Consider the following 17,010-nt stretch of genomic DNA (forward strand, 5'->3'; position numbering starts at 1 on the left):
CGCCTCGTTTGCTTCGGCACGCCGCTAGACATCTTCAGGTCGGGACGGAAGCGTAAAGGAAACGCAGGTACCGATACCTGGCGTGGAATCCAAGGAAATCGTTCCCTTGTGCTTGAGAGCGATGCGTCGGCACACCGCCAAGCCCACGCCCAATCCTTCCGGATGCTGCTCCGGCTTCTCCTGATAGAAAATCTTGAAAACCGTATCCTGGTTCACCGGCTCGATCCCGCGGCCGTTGTCGCGCACGGAAACGAGGGTCTGACCGTCCTGAGCCTCCGCTTTGACCACAATGCGGGGCGGTCCCGCTCCGACGAAGCAAAGGGCGTTGTCGATCAATTCGGAGAGCAGGTACACCACGAACCGGCGTTCGCCGTAGACAATCAAGTTGCATGACTCGCTCACCACTTCCGCGCCCTTCTCCTCCAAGGCTACCGTCTTGGTGGCCAGGACTTCGTTCAAGGCGCTCTCCAAGGAAAACTCCTCGAAATCCGCGGCCCGCGTTTCGATACGGGTGTAGGTGAGTAGGCCGTTGATCATCTCCTTGAGCTTGAAGGCTCCGGAATGGGCAAACTCTAGGTACTCCTGCAACTCTTGGTCCTCCCCTTCCAAGCGCTTCTTCAAGAGGTCCAAGTAACCGCTGACGGCGCGGAGCGGCGTTTGCATGTCATGGGAAACTGCATACGCGAACTGCTCCAAGTCGAGCTTCGCGTTGCTGAGAGCATCCGTGCGCGACTTGAGCGCTGCTTCTGTCTCCTTGATCGCTGAAATGTCCACCAAAGTCAGCACCGCGCCCGCCGATTGCTCGCGGCCCGTCATGTAAGGATAGATACGCATCAGATGCCAATTGCCCGAACGGTCGCGCGCTTCCCTGATGATGGGCTCGCGGCTCTCGATAACCCGGTCGACCAATTGCGAAATGTTTTCGCTGTCCACCAGATTGAAGGTGATATGCTCGAACGGACGCCCAATGTCCATCGGCAGCAGATTGAAAACCGACGCGATGGCTGGAGTGAATTTTCGGATACGCCTTTCGCTGTCGATAAACACCGTTCCGATCTCCGTGCTTTGCAGCAGGTTGTCGATATCAGTATTGAGCAGGATCAGCTCGTGGTTCTTCTTCTCGTATTCGGTGTTAACAGTGAAGAGCTCTTCGTTCACCGACTGCAACTCCTCGTTGGTGGACTGCAGCTCCTCGTTGGAAGCGAGCATCTCTTCATTGGTCGCCTGCAGCTCCTCGTTGGTGGTTTCCAACTCCTCGATCGTCGCCTGCAGGTTTTCTCGGGTGTACTGCAACTCCTTCTCCAAATCAAAGATACGACTGAGCGATTCGGCATCCGCATCGAAGCTCATCTCCGAAACGTCGTCCGGCGTCGTCTCTGCCCCTCGACGTTCCAGGAACTGGACCAGCAAGTACTGTTCGTCCCTCAGCGGCTTGACCGTAATGTCCAGCAAGACCCGCTCCTCAGCGTTCTCGTCGAGCGGCACGTTGTTCAAAGTGAAGGCGACCCGCTTGTTTTCCACCCGCTTGAGAGCGGTGCTGACCGCCAGGCGCAAGCTGCCTTCGATCATGTTCAACACGTCCAGCGAAGTCCTTCCCCGCGGAGTCCGAATATAGTTCGAGGCATCCCCGAAGATCTGGATCAACTCGTTCTTGGGCCCCACCAGCAAACTCGGCGGCATGTACTCGCCCAGCAGCGCATCGTAGACATGCAAGAGCTCCACGTCCTCCCTGCGCTGCCGCGATACGCCAAAGAGAGAACTGTTCTGCCGATTCCGTTCGCCGGAACGGGCGGCGATATCGACTTGCTCCGGCAGGTTGATCAGCGGGGCGATGCGCACGTCCTTGCGCTTCACATACATGTTCCAGGTGCGGCTGATGCTGTCGAACTCGCCCTCCAGATCGCCCAAGGTTTCGCTGGGGCCGAGAAAGAGAGTGCCTCCCACGTTGAGGGAAAACAGGAACATGGAGATCACCTTCTTCTGGGCTAGCGGCTGGAAGTAGATGAGCAGGTTGCGGCAGCTCACGAAGTCCATCTTGGTGAAAGGCGGATCCTTCAACAGGTTCTGCTCCGCGAATACGATCATCTTACGCAGGTCCGCATTCACTTGGTAGGCCTCGCCGTGCACCTTGAAATGCCGCTCCAGGCGAGACTTGGAAATGAGCTCCAAGCTTTCCGGCGAATAGATTCCTGCAGCGGCAAAGGTTACCGACTCCGCATGCAGGTCAGTCGCGAAGATCTTCACGTCCAACTTCAAATTGAAGCGCTCGATGGCCTCCTGAAAGAGGATAGCGATCGAGTAGGCCTCCTCGCCGGTGGCGCAGGCCGGCACCCATATGCGCACTTGCTCGCCACTGGACTTGCCTCGCACGATCGAGGGTATGACCTTGTCCTCCAACAAGGCAAAGGCGTCCAGGTCGCGGAAGAATTTGGTAACGCCAATCAAGAGGTCTTGGTAGAGCAGGTGAACCTCCTGAGGCTTGCGATCCATCACCGCGACGTACTGCTCGAGCGTATCCACCTTGTGATGCTGCATGCGCCGCTCGATACGCCGATTAACGGTCGTTGCCTTGTAGTAGGAAAAGTCAGTTTTGAATGCCGAACGCAAGCGCTGGAAAATTGCCAAGTACTGGTCCATCTGCGTCTTGGGCCCCGGGGCGGCCACAATTCCAGGGTCCGATACGGACCCCCCAATGTGCTCCAGCAGCACCTTCGGCATTTCCGTGGGCGACAAGACGAAGTCCACCAGGCCGGTGTCGGTCGCGCTGCGCGGCATGCCGTTGAACTTGGCGGACTCCTCGTCCTGAGCGATCACCAGCCCTCCCGCGTCATGCACGTCCACGATGCCGCGCGAGCCGTCCGACCCCGTGCCCGAGAGCACGATTGCGATCCCCTTGGCCCCGATGTCCTTGGCCATGGAGGTGAAAAACACGTCGATCGGCAAACTCAGGGAACCACGCGTCTCCTTGTCCTTGAGATAGAGGCAGCGATCCGACATCTCCATCTCCTTCTTGGGCGGAATCAAGTAAACCGAGTCCGCCTCCACCTCCACCTTGTCCTCCACCAGATGGATCGGCATGTCCGTGTGCCGCGAAAGCAGCTCGTCCATCACGCTCTTGAAATCGGGCGAGAGGTGCTGCACCACCACGAACGACAGCCCGGTACGCGAGGGCATTTCAGAGAAGAACTGAACAAGGGCTTCCAAGCCACCCGCCGACGCTCCAATTCCAACGATATATTCTGGTTTCATTCAAAAACGTTAATCAGGCCGCAACCGTATCTGTTTCTTAGATACATCAACAATTGCCGCAAAAAATCTACGAAGTCGCCTTGCCGACATGCAAGACCGCAGCCTTCAGTTCATCAATTTTGAAGGGTTTGCTCAGGAAGGCCGCATCCTTTTCCTGCACCCATTTCGGATCGAGCACACCTGCCCCGTAGCCGCTCATTACCACGATGCGCAGCCCTTCGCGCAAGTAGACCGCCCGGTTCGCAAGCTCGATCCCACCCAAGAGCGGCATGTTGATGTCGGTCAACAAAACGTCGCAAGGCTGAGTGATGTCTTCCAAGTACTCCAGCGCGTTCAGGCCGTTTTCCGCGCAGCGGACCTCGCAACCGCAAGCCTCCAGCAAGCGAGCGATGCTGAAGCGAATGATCGGCTCATCATCCACCACCAGCACCGTGGTCGATTTCCCGATCGCCTCCTCCGGCTTCGCCGCCTCGGGCGCCGCCACCGGCTCCTCCTTCACGGGCGCCTCCAGTTGCTCCACGTTCTCGAGAATAATGCGAAACTCGGAGCCGCGGCCCTCCTCGCTATCGAACTCGATCCAAGCGCCGTGCTCCCGCAGCAGGTTGCTCACCACCGACAAGCCCAGACCGCGACCCGCCTTGGTATCCTTGGTCGTGAAAAACGGCTCGAAAACCCTCAGCTGGTTCTCCGGCGAAATCCCGCATCCCTCGTCCCGCACGGAAATGCAAACGTGACGAGCCCCTTGGCGAGCGCGCGCCCGCTTCAGCTTGCTCGATTCCATCAAAACCGGGCGGATACGCACCCGCCCCCCATTGGGCATCGCGTCGCAGGCATTCGCCACCAAGCCCGCCAGCACCTTGCTCAAGCTGCGTTCGGATATGCTGATGAAAGCGGGTTCCATATCCAAGACGAGATCCACCGAGTGCTCCAGTCCCACGATCGACTCCAGGTAAGGTTCCCAAGACCTCAGGAAGGACACGACTTCCACGGTAGTCTCCTCCGTGTTCGCTTGCTCCTCTTTCCCGTAAAAAGTCATCAGCTGCCTCACTAGGTTCGATCCACGCTCGCAGGCCATCTGCAAGTCCTCGATGTGAGCCGCCCAAACCGGATCCACCGTGCTGAGCGTTTCCAGAAAGTCCGCCTTGGTGCGGGTCATGGCCAAGAGGTTGTTGAACTCGTGGGCGACTCCAAAACAAACCCGGGCCACCGTCTCGAGCTTCTCCCCATCCGCAGCCCTTCGCTCCATGTCCTTGCGCTCCGTGACGTCCATCACCGTAACCAAGCGGACCGCCCGGCCTCGCCATTCGGACTCCGTGGCCCGCACCTCAAGCAACTTGTCGGCTCCGCTCGCGACTCCAAAGGAAACCTCGCTCATTCCCGAACGAGGAACCGGCAGCAAGCTGGAGGTACCCTGCAAGTCCTTGCTCTCGTATTCAAAAATTTCACACGCTGCCTCGTTGCAGTGGACGATCCGGTTTGCCTCGTCCAAGACCAGCAGCCCGATCTGCTGCGTATCGAGCATGAAGTCCAGCTCCCGGGTCTTGTGTTCGAGCTCAGTCGTTCGAGCATGGCGCGCCACCGCGAAACGAATCGCCTTCTCCAGCTCCACCGAGTTGTAGCGCCCCTTGACCAGAAAGTCCTGGGCCCCCGACTTCAAGCAACTCAGCATCATCGCCTGGTCGTCGTTCCCCGTCAGCAAAACGATCGCCGCCGCGGGAAAGAGTTTCCGAGCCGCCTCCAAGGTCCGCGTCCCAAAGCTTGGCCCCAAGTCCAAGTCCAGTAAAACCACGTCGAAGCCACCGCCCACAGCCAAGGACTCGGCTGCCTCCAAGGACTCCGCCGTACGCAACTCTATGGGAAAGGAAAATTCCTTCACCCGCTCCGAAACCAGAAAACGATCATCGGAGCTATCGTCTACAAGCAAGACGCGGACGCGTTTGTCTAGAGCGGCAGAGAGGGACACGGCTTCAGCTTACAGTTTATCCGAGAATCGCAAACCCCTAAGTGAAATCTTATCTAATTCCTTAGAGGATTTGCATTTATGAGTAATTACACTCTATTGGTAGCCGAACTCTAATTCGCATGTTCGCGCGCGAACGCTAATGACGGATCCAACTCCATCCTCGAATCAACTAGAGCGAGCCTTGACCGTGCTCATCGTCGACGACAGCGAATCCGACGCGGAAATCGTCGCCTACACTCTGGAAAACAAGCAACTGCGCCGCAGCTACCGTACGCATCCGGCGAGAGACCTCGCCACCGCCCTGCAGCAACTCGAAGCCCGATCCTTCGACATCGTCCTGCTCGACCTCGGACTGCCCGACTCCCAAGGAATCGCCTCCGTCAAAAAAGTCCTCGAGAGCGCCCGCTGCCCCATCGTCGTGCTGAGCGGACAAGACGATGAAACAGTGGCCATCCAAGCCGTGCAATCCGGAGCCCAAGACTACCTGCTGAAAGACGAAATCACCGCCCGCTCCCTCGAGAAAGCAATACTGTATTCAATTGAAAGATACGCGCTGCAAACGGAGCTAAGCCTCTCGAAGGAAAAGGCCGAAGCCGCCAACCAAGCCAAAAGCGACTTCCTCGCCGTCATGAGCCACGAGTTCCGCACCCCCATGAACGGCATCATCGGCAACCTCAACCTGATGCGCTCCCTGGACCTGCCGATCGAAGCCTGCGAACTGCTCTCGGACATGGAAATGTGCGCCAACAGCCAGATGGATCTCATCGACGACCTGCTCGACATATCCAGCATCGAGGCCAGCAAGCTACAAATCGAAGCCGAAGCCTTCGACCCCCATCAGCTCATCCGTTCAGCCGTCAAGATCGTGAGCTTCAGCGCCAAAAGCAAAGGGCTGGACCTGCTCACCTCCATCGATCCCAGCATTCCCCAATACTTCGTCGCGGACCAGCACCGCCTCCGCCAAATCCTCATCAACCTCCTCGGCAACGCCATAAAGTTCACCCACAAAGGAGAGATACGCCTGAAAGCGCAACGCTCCGCTCCCAACGAACTCTTCATCTCCGTGCACGACACCGGAGTAGGAATCGACCCCGACAAGACCCACACCATCTTTGACGCCTTCACCCAAGCGGACTCCTCCTACGACCGCCCCTACAAAGGCAGCGGACTTGGCCTCACCATCTGCAAACGGCTCGTGGAAATTATGGGCGGAAAGATCGGAGTCGAGAGCACTCCGGGAGTCGGCTCCGTTTTCAGCTTCACCGTCGTCGACCACTCCCAGTCAAAAGGCAAGAGACCCCAGCAAGGAAAACTCAACCCCGTTCCCATCCCACACATCTCCGTCTTGCTCATCGAAGACGAACCCCTCAGCCGCAACCTGATGGTCGCAACCCTCGAATCCCGCGGCATCACTCCACTGGTCGCCCAAGACGGCTTGGAAGGCATACAGCTCGCCCTCAACTACCACTGCGACCTTATCCTCGTCGACTTGCGCATGCCCCTGCTTGACGGATACGAAACCACCCGCCGCATCCTCGCTAGCCTGCCCAGCTCACGCCCCCATCCTTACATCACCGCCCTCACCGCCTGCGACTCAGATCGCGACCGGCAAAAGTGCAAAGAGGTCGGCATGGACGACTTCATCCCCAAGCCCGTGCGCGACGAAGACCTAAATCGCGTCCTCTCCGCCGCCGCCCAACGCGCCCACGCCCCCCACGAGAAGCCAAGTCCCGACCGCTCCACTCACTCTCAAAAAGCTTCCAGCTCCCAATTCCGCTCCTGGCCCTCAAGCCACTAGAGCAGGCGACACAACTCCAACAAAAAACCGCCACTCGCGGAGAGTGACGGTTTTAAGAAAATGGTACCCCGTAGGGGATTGGTTCGCTACGCTCAGGGCTGCGCCCCGACCTGAAGGTCGCCCCTCTCCGCTCGCAAGCTCGCTCCGTCGAACCCCTTCCACGGGCTTCTCATCCCCGAACCGCAGGCGACACAACTCCAACAAAAAACCGCCACTCGCGGAGAGTGACGGTTTTAAGAAAATGGTACCCCGTAGGGGATTCGAACCCCTGTCGCATGGATGAAAACCATGTGTCCTAGGCCGGGCTAGACGAACGGGGCGTTAGCCAAGAGTCGCGGAAGCTAGGACTAAGTCCCTCCCATGCAAGCAAGTTTTACCAAAAAGTTCTCCTTTCCCCGAAACCGACACCTAGGCCCCCTTTCCATCAGATCCATCAAAACCAATCTGAGAAATCTGTGGTCCCCCTTCTTCGCCCAACAAAAAACCGCCACTCGCGAAGAGTGACGGTTTTAAGAAAATGGTACCCCGTAGGGGATTCGAACCCCTGTCGCATGGATGAAAACCATGTGTCCTAGGCCGGGCTAGACGAACGGGGCGTTAGCCAAGAGCCGCCGAAAGTAGAAATCCGACTTCCCTGCGCAAGGCTTTTTTTCCAGAAAAACCTATCTATTTCCCAATCAACAGCTTTCAAACTGTTCGAAACCGCCCTACCCGCTCTTGCCATCCCCCGAAACCGTCCCCACTCTCCTCCTCGTAGCCAACCTTCCCGCCTTCCTCCTTATGGGCTTTCTCGACTTTTTCCGTCCTAAGATACGCCTCGCCATCGGCGACTGCTCCACCCGCACCCTTAGCCAGGCCGACAGCTTTCCGGTCAACCTGAGCGGTCGCAAGAGCGACGGAACCAAGTCCCCCCTCTGCCGCATCCACCACCTCGACGGCGACTTCTCCCTCGAACCGCTTTCCACCAACGTCCCCCTGAAACTCGATGGCCAAACCGTCGCCCGCGAAACTCCCCTCAAAGCCAACCGCAACTACGGACTCGCCCTCGACACCCACCTCATCGTGATCCGCATCACCCGTCGGCCAGACCGCCTGGGCGACGGCTTTAGCGAGGGCAATTGGGACATCGCCCCTCGAGAAAACCCCGACGATCGCGAAACCCTCCCCCCTTCGCAACTCAGCGCTCAACGCCTCTCTCATCACGTCAAGCACACGGAGGACTACCTCGCCTTCCCCACCTACGGCGACACTTGCTTCCTCCTCTCGGACCTCGTCGCCAGCCTCGATCCCGACACCGCCAGCCAGTCCCAAAAACCGGAGCCCAGCCCCGCACAAGCTCCCCCGAACAAGGCTCCGCTTCCTCCTCGCCCCGCCCCCTCAAGCTCCCATGGAATGCAGCCCCGCCCGAACAGCGAAGCGCACGCCTGCCCCTACTGCTGGAAACCCTTCGCCCCTGGAGACGCCCTCAACATCGCCGTGCACGAATCCCTCACCGGCGACCCCATCCTCGGCTCCCACGTAAAGCTTCGCTTCGCCGCCGAGCGCTTCAATTCCCTCGGGCAAGCCCTCGACTCCGAGGGCACCCCCTGCCCCGACCTCGCTTGCCCCCACTGCCGCGGACGCCTCCCGCCCTCCTTCTTTGCCCAACCCCAGCACATCCTCTCCCTCGTCGGCGCCCCCAGCTCCGGCAAATCCTACTACCTTTCCGTCCTTCTCCGCCAACTCCCAGAGGACCTCATCCGCCACTACTCCGCGAACCTCCAAGATGGCGACCCCTCCGGCAACGCCCAGCTCAACGAGATGAAGAACCGACTCTTCTCGGCCACCAACCCAGAGGACGCGTTTATCTCCAAAACCGACTTCGAAGGCGTCATGTACGAACGCCTCTACCGCGACGGCAAACTCGTCCCCCTGCCGCGCCCCTTCGTCTACTACCTGCAAAACCTGGAAAACCCGGACCAGCGCGCATCCCTCGTCTTCTACGACAACGCCGGCGAACACTTCAAACCCGGCATCGCCCTCGACGATTCCCCCGGCGCCCTCCACGTGGCCGCTTCCGCCGGACTGCTGTTTCTCTTCGACCCCTCCTCTTCGCCCCCCTTTCGCAAGCTCCTCCGCCGCAAGCGCGACCCGCAGCTCCGCACCGACGCTACCGACGAGCAAGACACCATTCTCTCCGAATTGGGCGTGCGGGTGAAAAAGATGAGAGCACTCGAAAGTCACGAAAAAGTGGATACACCGCTCGCCATCCTCGTCGGAAAATTCGACCTCTGGCAAAGTCTGCTCCCACCCGACACGCTCCACCTTCCCGAGGACCGCCCGCTTACCAGCGAGGAAATCGCCCAAAACTCCCGCCACGTACGCAGCTTGCTCGCCCAACTCTGCCCCACCATCGTAGCAAACGCCGAATCCATTTCCTCCAAAGTCACCTACTTCCCTCTCTCCTCCCTCGGCCACTCCCCCAAAGAAATTGCCGAAGGCCCTCTCGCCGGACGACTCGCCCCCAACCCCAAGCGACTTAACCCCGTCCTTCCCACCACGCCCGTCCTGTGGATTCTCTCCCAGCAAACACCTAATCCTTTGGAGGGAACGAGCCACCAAGCCTGAGGCACGACCGACACCGATTCCGGCCCTAGCTTCGATCCGGTCCTAGCCATCCTCCGCCCTCCCACCGAACCTCCTTTTCACTCCTCCAAGTGAGCTTCCAATACATCCACACCAGCGCCAAACGCGGACTCGAACCCGGCAAGTCCGGCTTCTGCTGCGTGGCCCGCGATCGCAGCCTGCCGCCCGATCTCATCGCGGAGCTGGAAAGCCAAAGCCGCTACAGCGTCGACTCCCAAGGCACCCCCCCGCTTATCCTCCGCCACCGCATCGTCACGCTACGCTCCGGAACCTACCACATCCTAAGCCGTATCCAGGAATCGGGCACCGACTACTCCAAACGCAACAACCACATCGCCCATCACCTAGCCTTCTCCCAAGACGACTTCCCCGGCCTCCCCAACCCCGCAGCCATCCTGCTGAACTGGCGCGGCTGGCGAGACAAATGGGTCGAGCCCCCACGCATCCTCGAGCCCTTCGAGACCTTCTACCTGCAAGACGTCGAATCCTTCTGGTCGACCCCGTCCCTCCCCGACTCCTTCAAAAACATCAGCCACAACGGACAACTCATTAGTCGCATATTCAAACTTTCAATCCACGAGGAACGCCTTCTGATCGAGCACCTGCGCCGTTCCCTAAACGACTTGCCAACCCCTCAACACTGGCAACACACCTTCACCAGTTGCCTGCTTCCCACCGACCAACCACACGACTACTCCTGGGCCGGCTACTTGCCCAGCCTTCCCCTCCCTTACGAACTGCCCACTGAAAACATCCCCCTGCTCGCGCCTCCCGCCGAACCAGAGCCGCCCCCAGAGCCCCCCAAGCCCTCCCAAAAAAAGACAACCAATCCGTCGAGCAAGGACACCATCGCGGAACAAGGCGAGACGACCTCCGAAGCTCCCTCCCCCGCCAAGCAAAAAAAATTCGCCGCGCCCGTCGTCGAGATCCCCAAGGAATACGACCACCGCAAACGCAAGCGCCCCAAGCGACGCTACGGCCAGCGCGAATTCACGCGGGCCATCAATATCGCAATCGCCGGCAGCGCCGTCATCTGCATCGCCCTCATCGTCTTTTTCGTGCAAACGCACCGCAGCAAGAACCTGGACCACTACACCTTGCCCAGCCCCAGCGATACCACACGGGCCTTGCAGGCACGCCAAAACGTGTGGAAGCAATTCGCCGACGCCGGCTATCCCCGAGCGGAACTCGAAAACGCTCGAGCCACGGCCCAATTCCTCGCCAAAGCCGGCGAGGACGCCCCCCTGCAATCCATCGCCTTCCTCGAGCGCCTGCTCGACACCACAAGCGATCAGCCAAACCTCTACATACCCGTACCCAAACCCTTGATACAAAGCCAAGGCACGACCTACGAACTTCCCCTCTCCACCGTCAGCTACCCCGCCCTTACCCGCCTCGCCCTGCTGCCCCAAGCGGTGGCCGCCCAGCTCGACTTCCCTCCGCTCGAGCAAACCTTGGCTCCGCTCTCCACCCTGCCGGCAGCTACATTCTCCCTGGAAGCCTTCTCCCAATCGCTCGACGCCTACCTCCTGCTCGCCGATACCCCCTACGACAATCTGCCGCAAGCCACCCGCCAGGCCATGCAGTCCTACTTCGCCCAGGTGCGTGAGCTCCAAGACAACTCCCAGTTCGCCCCTTTCCTGGATTTTCCCGAATCCATCGGCCTCGGCTCCGAATCCGCCTACATCGCCATCAATTCCGACGGCCTGCTCATTCCCGGCGCTCCCATGAGCCTCTCGCAATACCTGCGAGAGCTCTTTTCCTCCCTCGTCCAAAGCTCGAAAGACCAAGCCCTCCAATCCACCGCCTTCCAAACCGCCCTCGCAAACCTCCAGGCCAATACCCGATCCACCCCCTCCGAGACAGCCAACCAAATCAGCGCTGCCCTCGCCGAGCTCCCGCTGCAAAACCGCAGTCCCGAGGATCCCCTGCGAAAACTCCGGGCCCAGTGGCAATACACCTTCACCCACCCCGACCTCATGGAGCAGACCATCATCGGCTATAACCTCGAAGCCCTCGAAGCCGCCAAGCTCCGCCTCGCCGAAACCCGCAGCCAGTTCAGCCAAGCCGACCTCGCCCTTCACCTCGCCAGCCGCGAGCGGGCCCAGCACGCAGCCACCCTCAAAGCCACCGCCAAAGAAGCAGTATCCAGCAAGGATTGGATTGTCATCAGCAAGCAATCCACCAAGGTTCCAAACTCCCTGCCATGATCGCCTCCGCCTACCCAGAAGCCAACCGTCTCGCCTACCGCATCCGCACCGCCATAACCGGCGAATCCACCGGACTGGAAACCGCCAAGCTCGCATGGCAGCAAGCCGAAGCAGTCGACCGAGCCAACGCCGCTCTGAAGCAAGCAGCCCAACTTCTCGCCGAAGGAACCCTGCTCGACTGCCTGCTTCTCGAGAATCGCCACCCAAAACTTCTGGAGACCGCCCGCTCCCTCGACCACCTGATGGTCGAGGCCTGGAAACAACGCTGCGAAACCTACGCCTGGCGCCTCACCGCGCCCGTCGATACCGACACCGTATCCAAAATCCAAACCGCCATCGACGAGCAAGGCGACCTGAAGGACTGGCTCTTCAAGCAATACCGCACCGCCGTTCGCTCGAAAAAAGAAAGCGGCCGCGCTTACCAAATCATCGAGCTCATCGCCGATCGCTTCCCCGAGGACGCCAACGCCCGAGAAGAAGTCGCCGCCAAAAGAGCCCAAATGGTGGAGCAAGCCGCCGCCGAGGTGAAGGACGCCACCGAACAGCTCATTCCCGCCGAAACTCCCCAAGCCGTCGCCCATCGCTATATGGCCCTCGGCCTGCCCCTTTCCGACAGCCACGACTCCACCTTAGCCAGCACCTTGGCGGAAGCCGCCGCCGAACACCTCAAGGCCCTCGCCGAAAAAGCGAGCGCCGTCGTCGACAAAGCCAAGGACCTCGAAGAGTCCGGCAACTGGCAGGAAGTCGAGCGAGCCTACCTCGCCTGCGACTATACCCTCGCCATCCACGAGGCCCGCGGCGAGCTGTCCCCAGATCTCCGCGACGCATTCGAACAGGTCGCCACGCGACTCTCCCGTATTCGAGCGAAATACGAATCCAGCATTTCAATACGCCTCGCCATCGCCGAAATCCGCAACGGCAAGGAAAACAAGGGCAAACCCGTCCCCATCGCCAACCGCGTCGCCAAGCTCAAGTCCCTCGAAAGCCAAGCCCTCAAAACGGGATCCCAAATCCCCGGAGACCTGCAGGAAGAGATCAAGGCCGCCTACGCCTTCGCCCGCCGCAAACGCGTCCCGCTCTACGGAGGCGCAGCTGCCGCCCTCGTGATCTTCGCCGGAGCCTCCTTCTTCTACCTTCAACAAAAGGAGCAAGAGGAAGCAGCAGCAGCCCAGCAGGCCGAAGCGCTCGCCGCCCTCCAAGCTACCGAGCAATCCAGCAACACCGCCCAAGTGCGCGAAGCGCTCGAAAGCTGGGAAAGCCAAATAGCCATCGCAGAACCCAACTCCAGCTTGGCTAACCAAGCCTCCATACTACGAGAGTGGCTAGAGCTGCAAGCGTCCTTGGAAGACGAATACAGCAAGGACGTCGCCGACTTGCAAAAGCTCGCCAGCAGCCCCGACTCCCTCGAAAACGCGCCCGCCATCGAAGTCCTCGCCAAGGACCTGCGCGAAGCGCGCGGAGACCTCGCTCCGGACCTCGGAAAGGAGGAAGACGCCAAACTTGCCGCCTTGCTCGCCGACTACCAAAAACGCCAGGCCGCCGCCCTGGAGCAAGACCGTCGCGAGCTCGCCCGCGTGGAACGCGAGCTGCGCATCGCCGCCAACAACGCCACCCAAGCAAAAAGCCGCTCCGAATTCGAACGCTTGCAAGGCGCCGCCGAATCCCGCGTGCAAACCCTCAACGCTCTGCTGCAGGAAGACTTCGCCGCTGATCGTCGTAGCCAGCTCGCTCCGTTCCTCAAAAGCGTCACCCAACAGCTCTCCGCCATCGAAACCAAATGGGCAGCCCTGGACAACGCGTGGCTCCAACTCGCCCAAACCAAGGAACTTAAGCCTTACCTCGCCCAACTCGAGCGTATCCACAGTTTCGATATCCTTCCCGCCGAACAGAAAGCAGCCCTCTCCCAAACCCTTCGCCTGAAAGACGCTTTCGCCAACCTGAAAAGCAGCCAAAGCATCTTCTCCAGCGCGGAAGCCGCAGCCGCATTTCCCGGAAACGAAAGCTACCTCGACACCAACGTGGAGCTCAGCGCCGAGGAACGCGCCTACCTCACCCGCCTGCAAGACCTCGATAGCTTCGCCAACATCTACCAATCGACAGTGCAGTACTTCGAGGGCGACGCCGATCCGCAAAGCGAATACCGCATCTACCTCGTCGAGCCAATTTCCAAGTCCGACTCCGAGCAAACGGACTCCAGCGTGACCTTCACCTTTAGCGTACGCGGCTTCGACGAGTTTGGAAATCCCGAACCTGCGCCACGCCAAATCCAATTCATCAGCCGCGCGGACGGATCCTTCTGGGGCTTCTTCTACAAGCCTTCAACTCTGTCACCAGAATCCGAATACTATCAACGCTCGATATCCAACACCTTGACCCACCTGCTAGGCGGAGCAAACCGGCTCGCCATCCTCGACCAGCTCGCCGACCTGGAAAAGCAAACGGACCTTAGCCCCGCTTTCCGCGTCTACTGGCAACAGCAATTCGTCAACTTCACCCAGCTGCACCCCTGGAAGTGGGGGCTCGCGCTTAGCCCCACCCTCAAGAAGCACGCAGCCCAACTGGAAAAGCTTCCCCGGAGCGAGGAAAACGAACGGCTCTGGCTCTCCATCATTGAACAAACCGTCCCTTCTCCCGATATCAGCATCCTTGCCAAGAAGGAGCTGGGCGAACTACCACGCAAAGAAATCACCGCCCTCTCCAAACTCTACCAAAACGCGGCCAACGGACAGTATCTGCTCGCTGGATACGTACTCGCGGACGGCAAGGTCGACCTCCTGCAAGGCACCGACTCCAATGCCGCCCTCTGGAGCGTCAACGCCCTCACCGGCAGCATCGATCGCATCCAGCCGGACCAGAAGCTCACCCCCTACGCCCCCGTGCTCGTCTACGCTCTCGCCGGTGGCGACACCCCTCAAAAGCAACTCGAAAAAGCCGCTTTCGCATCCGGCCTCAAGCTGCGGGAAGCCCCCTACGCCCAACTCCTTCCCGCCCTCTACCGGTAGGAGCTGGAGGGACCGCTTCCACGCGGTCCGAACCCCGATCCGTCGGAAGCGACCTTCCCAGGGGCACTCAGCTCGCCGAACGCGTACCGCGGCACGCCATGCAAGATCCCCTCACCCTTTACTTCTACCACCGTTCCGGAAAGTGGAACGGAAAGCACGGCGAACGCTACACCGTCTTCGACTCCACAGGCGTCACTCTTGCGGAAGGCCTCGGCCGACAAAAAAGCTTGGTCCTGCAACTCGAAGTCGCCACTCCTGCCGGCCCGCTGCGCTTCAACAACCAACTCCGCAAAACCTTCGCCTTCAGCGGCAAGGTCGACGCCCTCCTTCCCGACGGTTCGCTTTCAGCAATCGTCACCCGCAGCCTCAAGGTTCTCGGAGCCGACGAGGAAGAGCTGCTGCGCCTGCAAGATCCCACCAGTTGGAAGGAAAACCTCGCCGAGTCGCTCGTCGACGCCCTCGGCAACGCTCTCCTTTCCGGCGGCGACACTCCCGGCGGAAGCGCTCGCCATCGCTACCTCCTTCTGCGCAACGATGCTCCCTGCGGCGCCTTGACCCGAGAGAAACTCCCTTTCTTCCCCCAAGCGCCCCGCGAGCCAGGCCCCCTTGGCAAACGCCTACGCAAACTGCTTCCCAAGCGCTGGACAGCGCCCCAAACGCCTCACGCCTGGAGCCTGAGAATCCAATCGCCTGACACCCTGCGGATCTCCGAGCCCGCCCTCCTCAATTCCTTGGCCACGCTTCTTGAGCTGATACGCTGGTCCCGATAGCTTCCGCTCAAATTTCTACCCCGTTCAGGACCGATTTCGATCAAATGTATGAGCGAGATCGATACAAGGCGGCCAAGCTGTCAAAAAGTCGCGAAGCGGTCCCTATCAGCCCCTCCGGCGCGAGCGCTGCTGAAAAGACGTCCAACTCTTTTTTCCCATGCAAGTGCTCGAATCCCAGTCCCAATCCCTTTCCAAACGGCTCGAGTCCCTTATCGCAGAGATCGAACGTTCCGCCAAGATGGCGAAAATGGTTTCCATGAACGCCAGCGTCATCGCCGTGCGCAGCCGCACCGACTCCAGCGAGGCCTTCGCCTTCGAAGCGGTCGCCTCCCAAATCATGGACATCAGCGAAGCCTCCCTCAACCGCATCGAAGGCCTGCGCGAAATCCTGCGCGAGATGGACAGCCTCACCTCCATCATCAACAAAGCGGGCCGCCAGCGCATGCTCTCCCAACGCTACATGAAGCTCGCCCTCACCGCCCGCCTCGCCGGCGACTCCCAAGCAAACGCGGACCAGCAAAAGTTAAGACAGCTCTTCGAGACCAGCTTGCGCGAGCTGCTGCAGTGCCCGCTCAATAGCCAGCAAGTCACCCAACAACTGCAGCACACCCAAACCTGCTGGGAATCCTTCTTGCAGAGCATCGAGCAAAACGATTTCGAAGCCGCCACCCAAAAGAACGAAATCGTGCTCACCGAGATGAACAAAGCCGTCGTCCTCTACGAAAAGCTCGTGCACGACAAGTAGAGGCCGCGACCTGTGTGAGCGTGCTTGTCACGCGATTCTCACCGAACCACTGTTGGAGCCTTGTGGGAAATGGCCTTGCGCCACGATTCTCACCTTTATCGCGGCGCAAGGCCGCTTCCCACGCCAACAGAACCATGCCATCCCCCACAATCCGCCCCGCCACCGACAGAGACGGCGCCGCTATCGCCGCCATCTACAACCACTACATTGCGAGCACCGTCGTCACCTTCGAGGAGCTCGCAGTCGACGCGACAGAGATGGCCGCTCGCATTGCCAAGGTCCAAGCCGCCCACCTCCCTTGGCTCGTCGCCGAGGAAGATGGCGAGGTGGTGGGATACGCCTACGCTGCGCCCTGGCATGTCCGCGCCGCCTACCGCCACTCCGTCGAAGTATCCGTCTACCTAGACCATCAGGCAACCGGCCGCGGTCTCGGCAGCCTGCTCTACGAAGCCCTCTTCCCCATCCTCAAATCCAAGAAAATCCACGTCGCCATCGGCGGCCTCACCCTACCCAACCCCGCAAGCGAAGCCCTCCACCAAAAGTTCGGCATGCAAAAGGTCGCCCACTACCACGAAGTCGGCCGCAAGTTCGGCCAATGGCTCGACGTCGGCTACTGGCAGACAAAAATCTCGGAAGCCGAGTAGGGCT

9 protein-coding genes and 2 tRNA genes are annotated in these 17,010 nt (G+C 59.9%); 7 read left to right on the forward strand and 4 right to left on the reverse strand.

Annotated features, from left to right (window positions below; all coding sequences use genetic code 11):
- Positions 1–24: 24 nt before the first annotated feature.
- Positions 25–3,249 (reverse strand): chemotaxis protein CheB, encoded by a 3,225-nt coding sequence (locus IEN85_RS15155; protein ID WP_191617945.1) that lies wholly within the window; start codon positions 3,247–3,249, stop codon positions 25–27.
- Positions 3,250–3,316: 67 nt separating this feature from the next.
- On the reverse strand, positions 3,317–5,212 hold the full coding sequence (locus IEN85_RS15160; RefSeq protein ID WP_191617946.1) for a hybrid sensor histidine kinase/response regulator: 1,896 nt from the start codon (positions 5,210–5,212) through the stop codon (positions 3,317–3,319).
- A gap of 139 nt (positions 5,213–5,351) precedes the next feature.
- Here IEN85_RS15160 and IEN85_RS15165 point away from each other — a divergent pair, with 139 nt between their 5' ends.
- Positions 5,352–7,010, forward strand: a complete 1,659-nt coding sequence (locus tag IEN85_RS15165; RefSeq protein WP_224772664.1) for a hybrid sensor histidine kinase/response regulator — start codon at positions 5,352–5,354, stop codon at positions 7,008–7,010.
- A 242-nt stretch (positions 7,011–7,252) separates the two neighbouring features.
- Here the strand turns inward: IEN85_RS15165 and IEN85_RS15170 are convergent.
- Positions 7,253–7,330: transfer RNA gene (locus IEN85_RS15170), tRNA-Glu, on the reverse strand.
- Between the two features lie 198 nt (positions 7,331–7,528).
- Positions 7,529–7,606 (reverse strand) — tRNA-Glu (locus tag IEN85_RS15175).
- A gap of 121 nt (positions 7,607–7,727) precedes the next feature.
- On the opposite strand from IEN85_RS15175, the gene IEN85_RS15180 reads away from it, so the two are divergent.
- The 6 genes from IEN85_RS15180 (at position 7,728) to IEN85_RS15205 (ending at position 17,006) form a co-directional block, all read left to right on the forward strand.
- The gene (locus IEN85_RS15180; RefSeq protein WP_191617948.1) at positions 7,728–9,617 is read left to right on the forward strand and encodes an FHA domain-containing protein; all 1,890 of its coding nucleotides are present in this window, start codon (positions 7,728–7,730) and stop codon (positions 9,615–9,617) included.
- 89 nt (positions 9,618–9,706) lie between these two features.
- Complete coding sequence (locus IEN85_RS15185) at positions 9,707–11,845, forward strand: GAP1-N2 domain-containing protein (RefSeq protein ID WP_191617949.1); 2,139 nt, start codon at positions 9,707–9,709, stop codon at positions 11,843–11,845.
- Complete coding sequence (locus IEN85_RS15190) at positions 11,842–14,847, forward strand: AAA family ATPase (protein ID WP_191617950.1); 3,006 nt, start codon at positions 11,842–11,844, stop codon at positions 14,845–14,847. Before IEN85_RS15185 ends, IEN85_RS15190 begins: the two co-directional genes overlap by 4 nt.
- 98 nt (positions 14,848–14,945) lie before the next feature.
- Entirely contained in the window at positions 14,946–15,617 is a 672-nt protein-coding gene (locus IEN85_RS15195; protein WP_191617951.1) for a hypothetical protein, read from the forward strand.
- A 157-nt stretch (positions 15,618–15,774) separates the two neighbouring features.
- On the forward strand, positions 15,775–16,362 hold the full coding sequence (locus IEN85_RS15200; protein WP_191617952.1) for a type IV pili methyl-accepting chemotaxis transducer N-terminal domain-containing protein: 588 nt from the start codon (positions 15,775–15,777) through the stop codon (positions 16,360–16,362).
- A 134-nt stretch (positions 16,363–16,496) separates the two neighbouring features.
- A complete protein-coding gene (locus IEN85_RS15205; RefSeq protein ID WP_191617953.1) occupies positions 16,497–17,006 on the forward strand; it encodes an arsinothricin resistance N-acetyltransferase ArsN1 family B in 510 nt (169 codons plus the stop codon).
- Positions 17,007–17,010: the final 4 nt, after the last annotated feature.

The sequence above is a fragment of the Pelagicoccus enzymogenes genome (assembly GCF_014803405.1).
Taxonomy (GTDB): Bacteria; Verrucomicrobiota; Verrucomicrobiia; order Opitutales; family Opitutaceae; genus Pelagicoccus; species Pelagicoccus enzymogenes.

Bases quoted from the DNA above. Each gene is read 5' to 3' on its own strand.
- IEN85_RS15155 (WP_191617945.1), bottom strand. From the start codon at position 3,249: ATGAAACCAGAATATATCGTTGGAATTGGAGCGTCGGCGGGTGGCTTG.
- IEN85_RS15165 (WP_224772664.1), top strand. From the start codon at position 5,352: ATGACGGATCCAACTCCATCCTCGAATCAACTAGAGCGAGCCTTGACC.
- IEN85_RS15190 (WP_191617950.1), top strand. From the start codon at position 11,842: ATGATCGCCTCCGCCTACCCAGAAGCCAACCGTCTCGCCTACCGCATC.
- IEN85_RS15195 (WP_191617951.1), top strand. From the start codon at position 14,946: ATGCAAGATCCCCTCACCCTTTACTTCTACCACCGTTCCGGAAAGTGG.
- IEN85_RS15200 (WP_191617952.1), top strand. From the start codon at position 15,775: ATGCAAGTGCTCGAATCCCAGTCCCAATCCCTTTCCAAACGGCTCGAG.
- IEN85_RS15205 (WP_191617953.1), top strand. From the start codon at position 16,497: ATGCCATCCCCCACAATCCGCCCCGCCACCGACAGAGACGGCGCCGCT.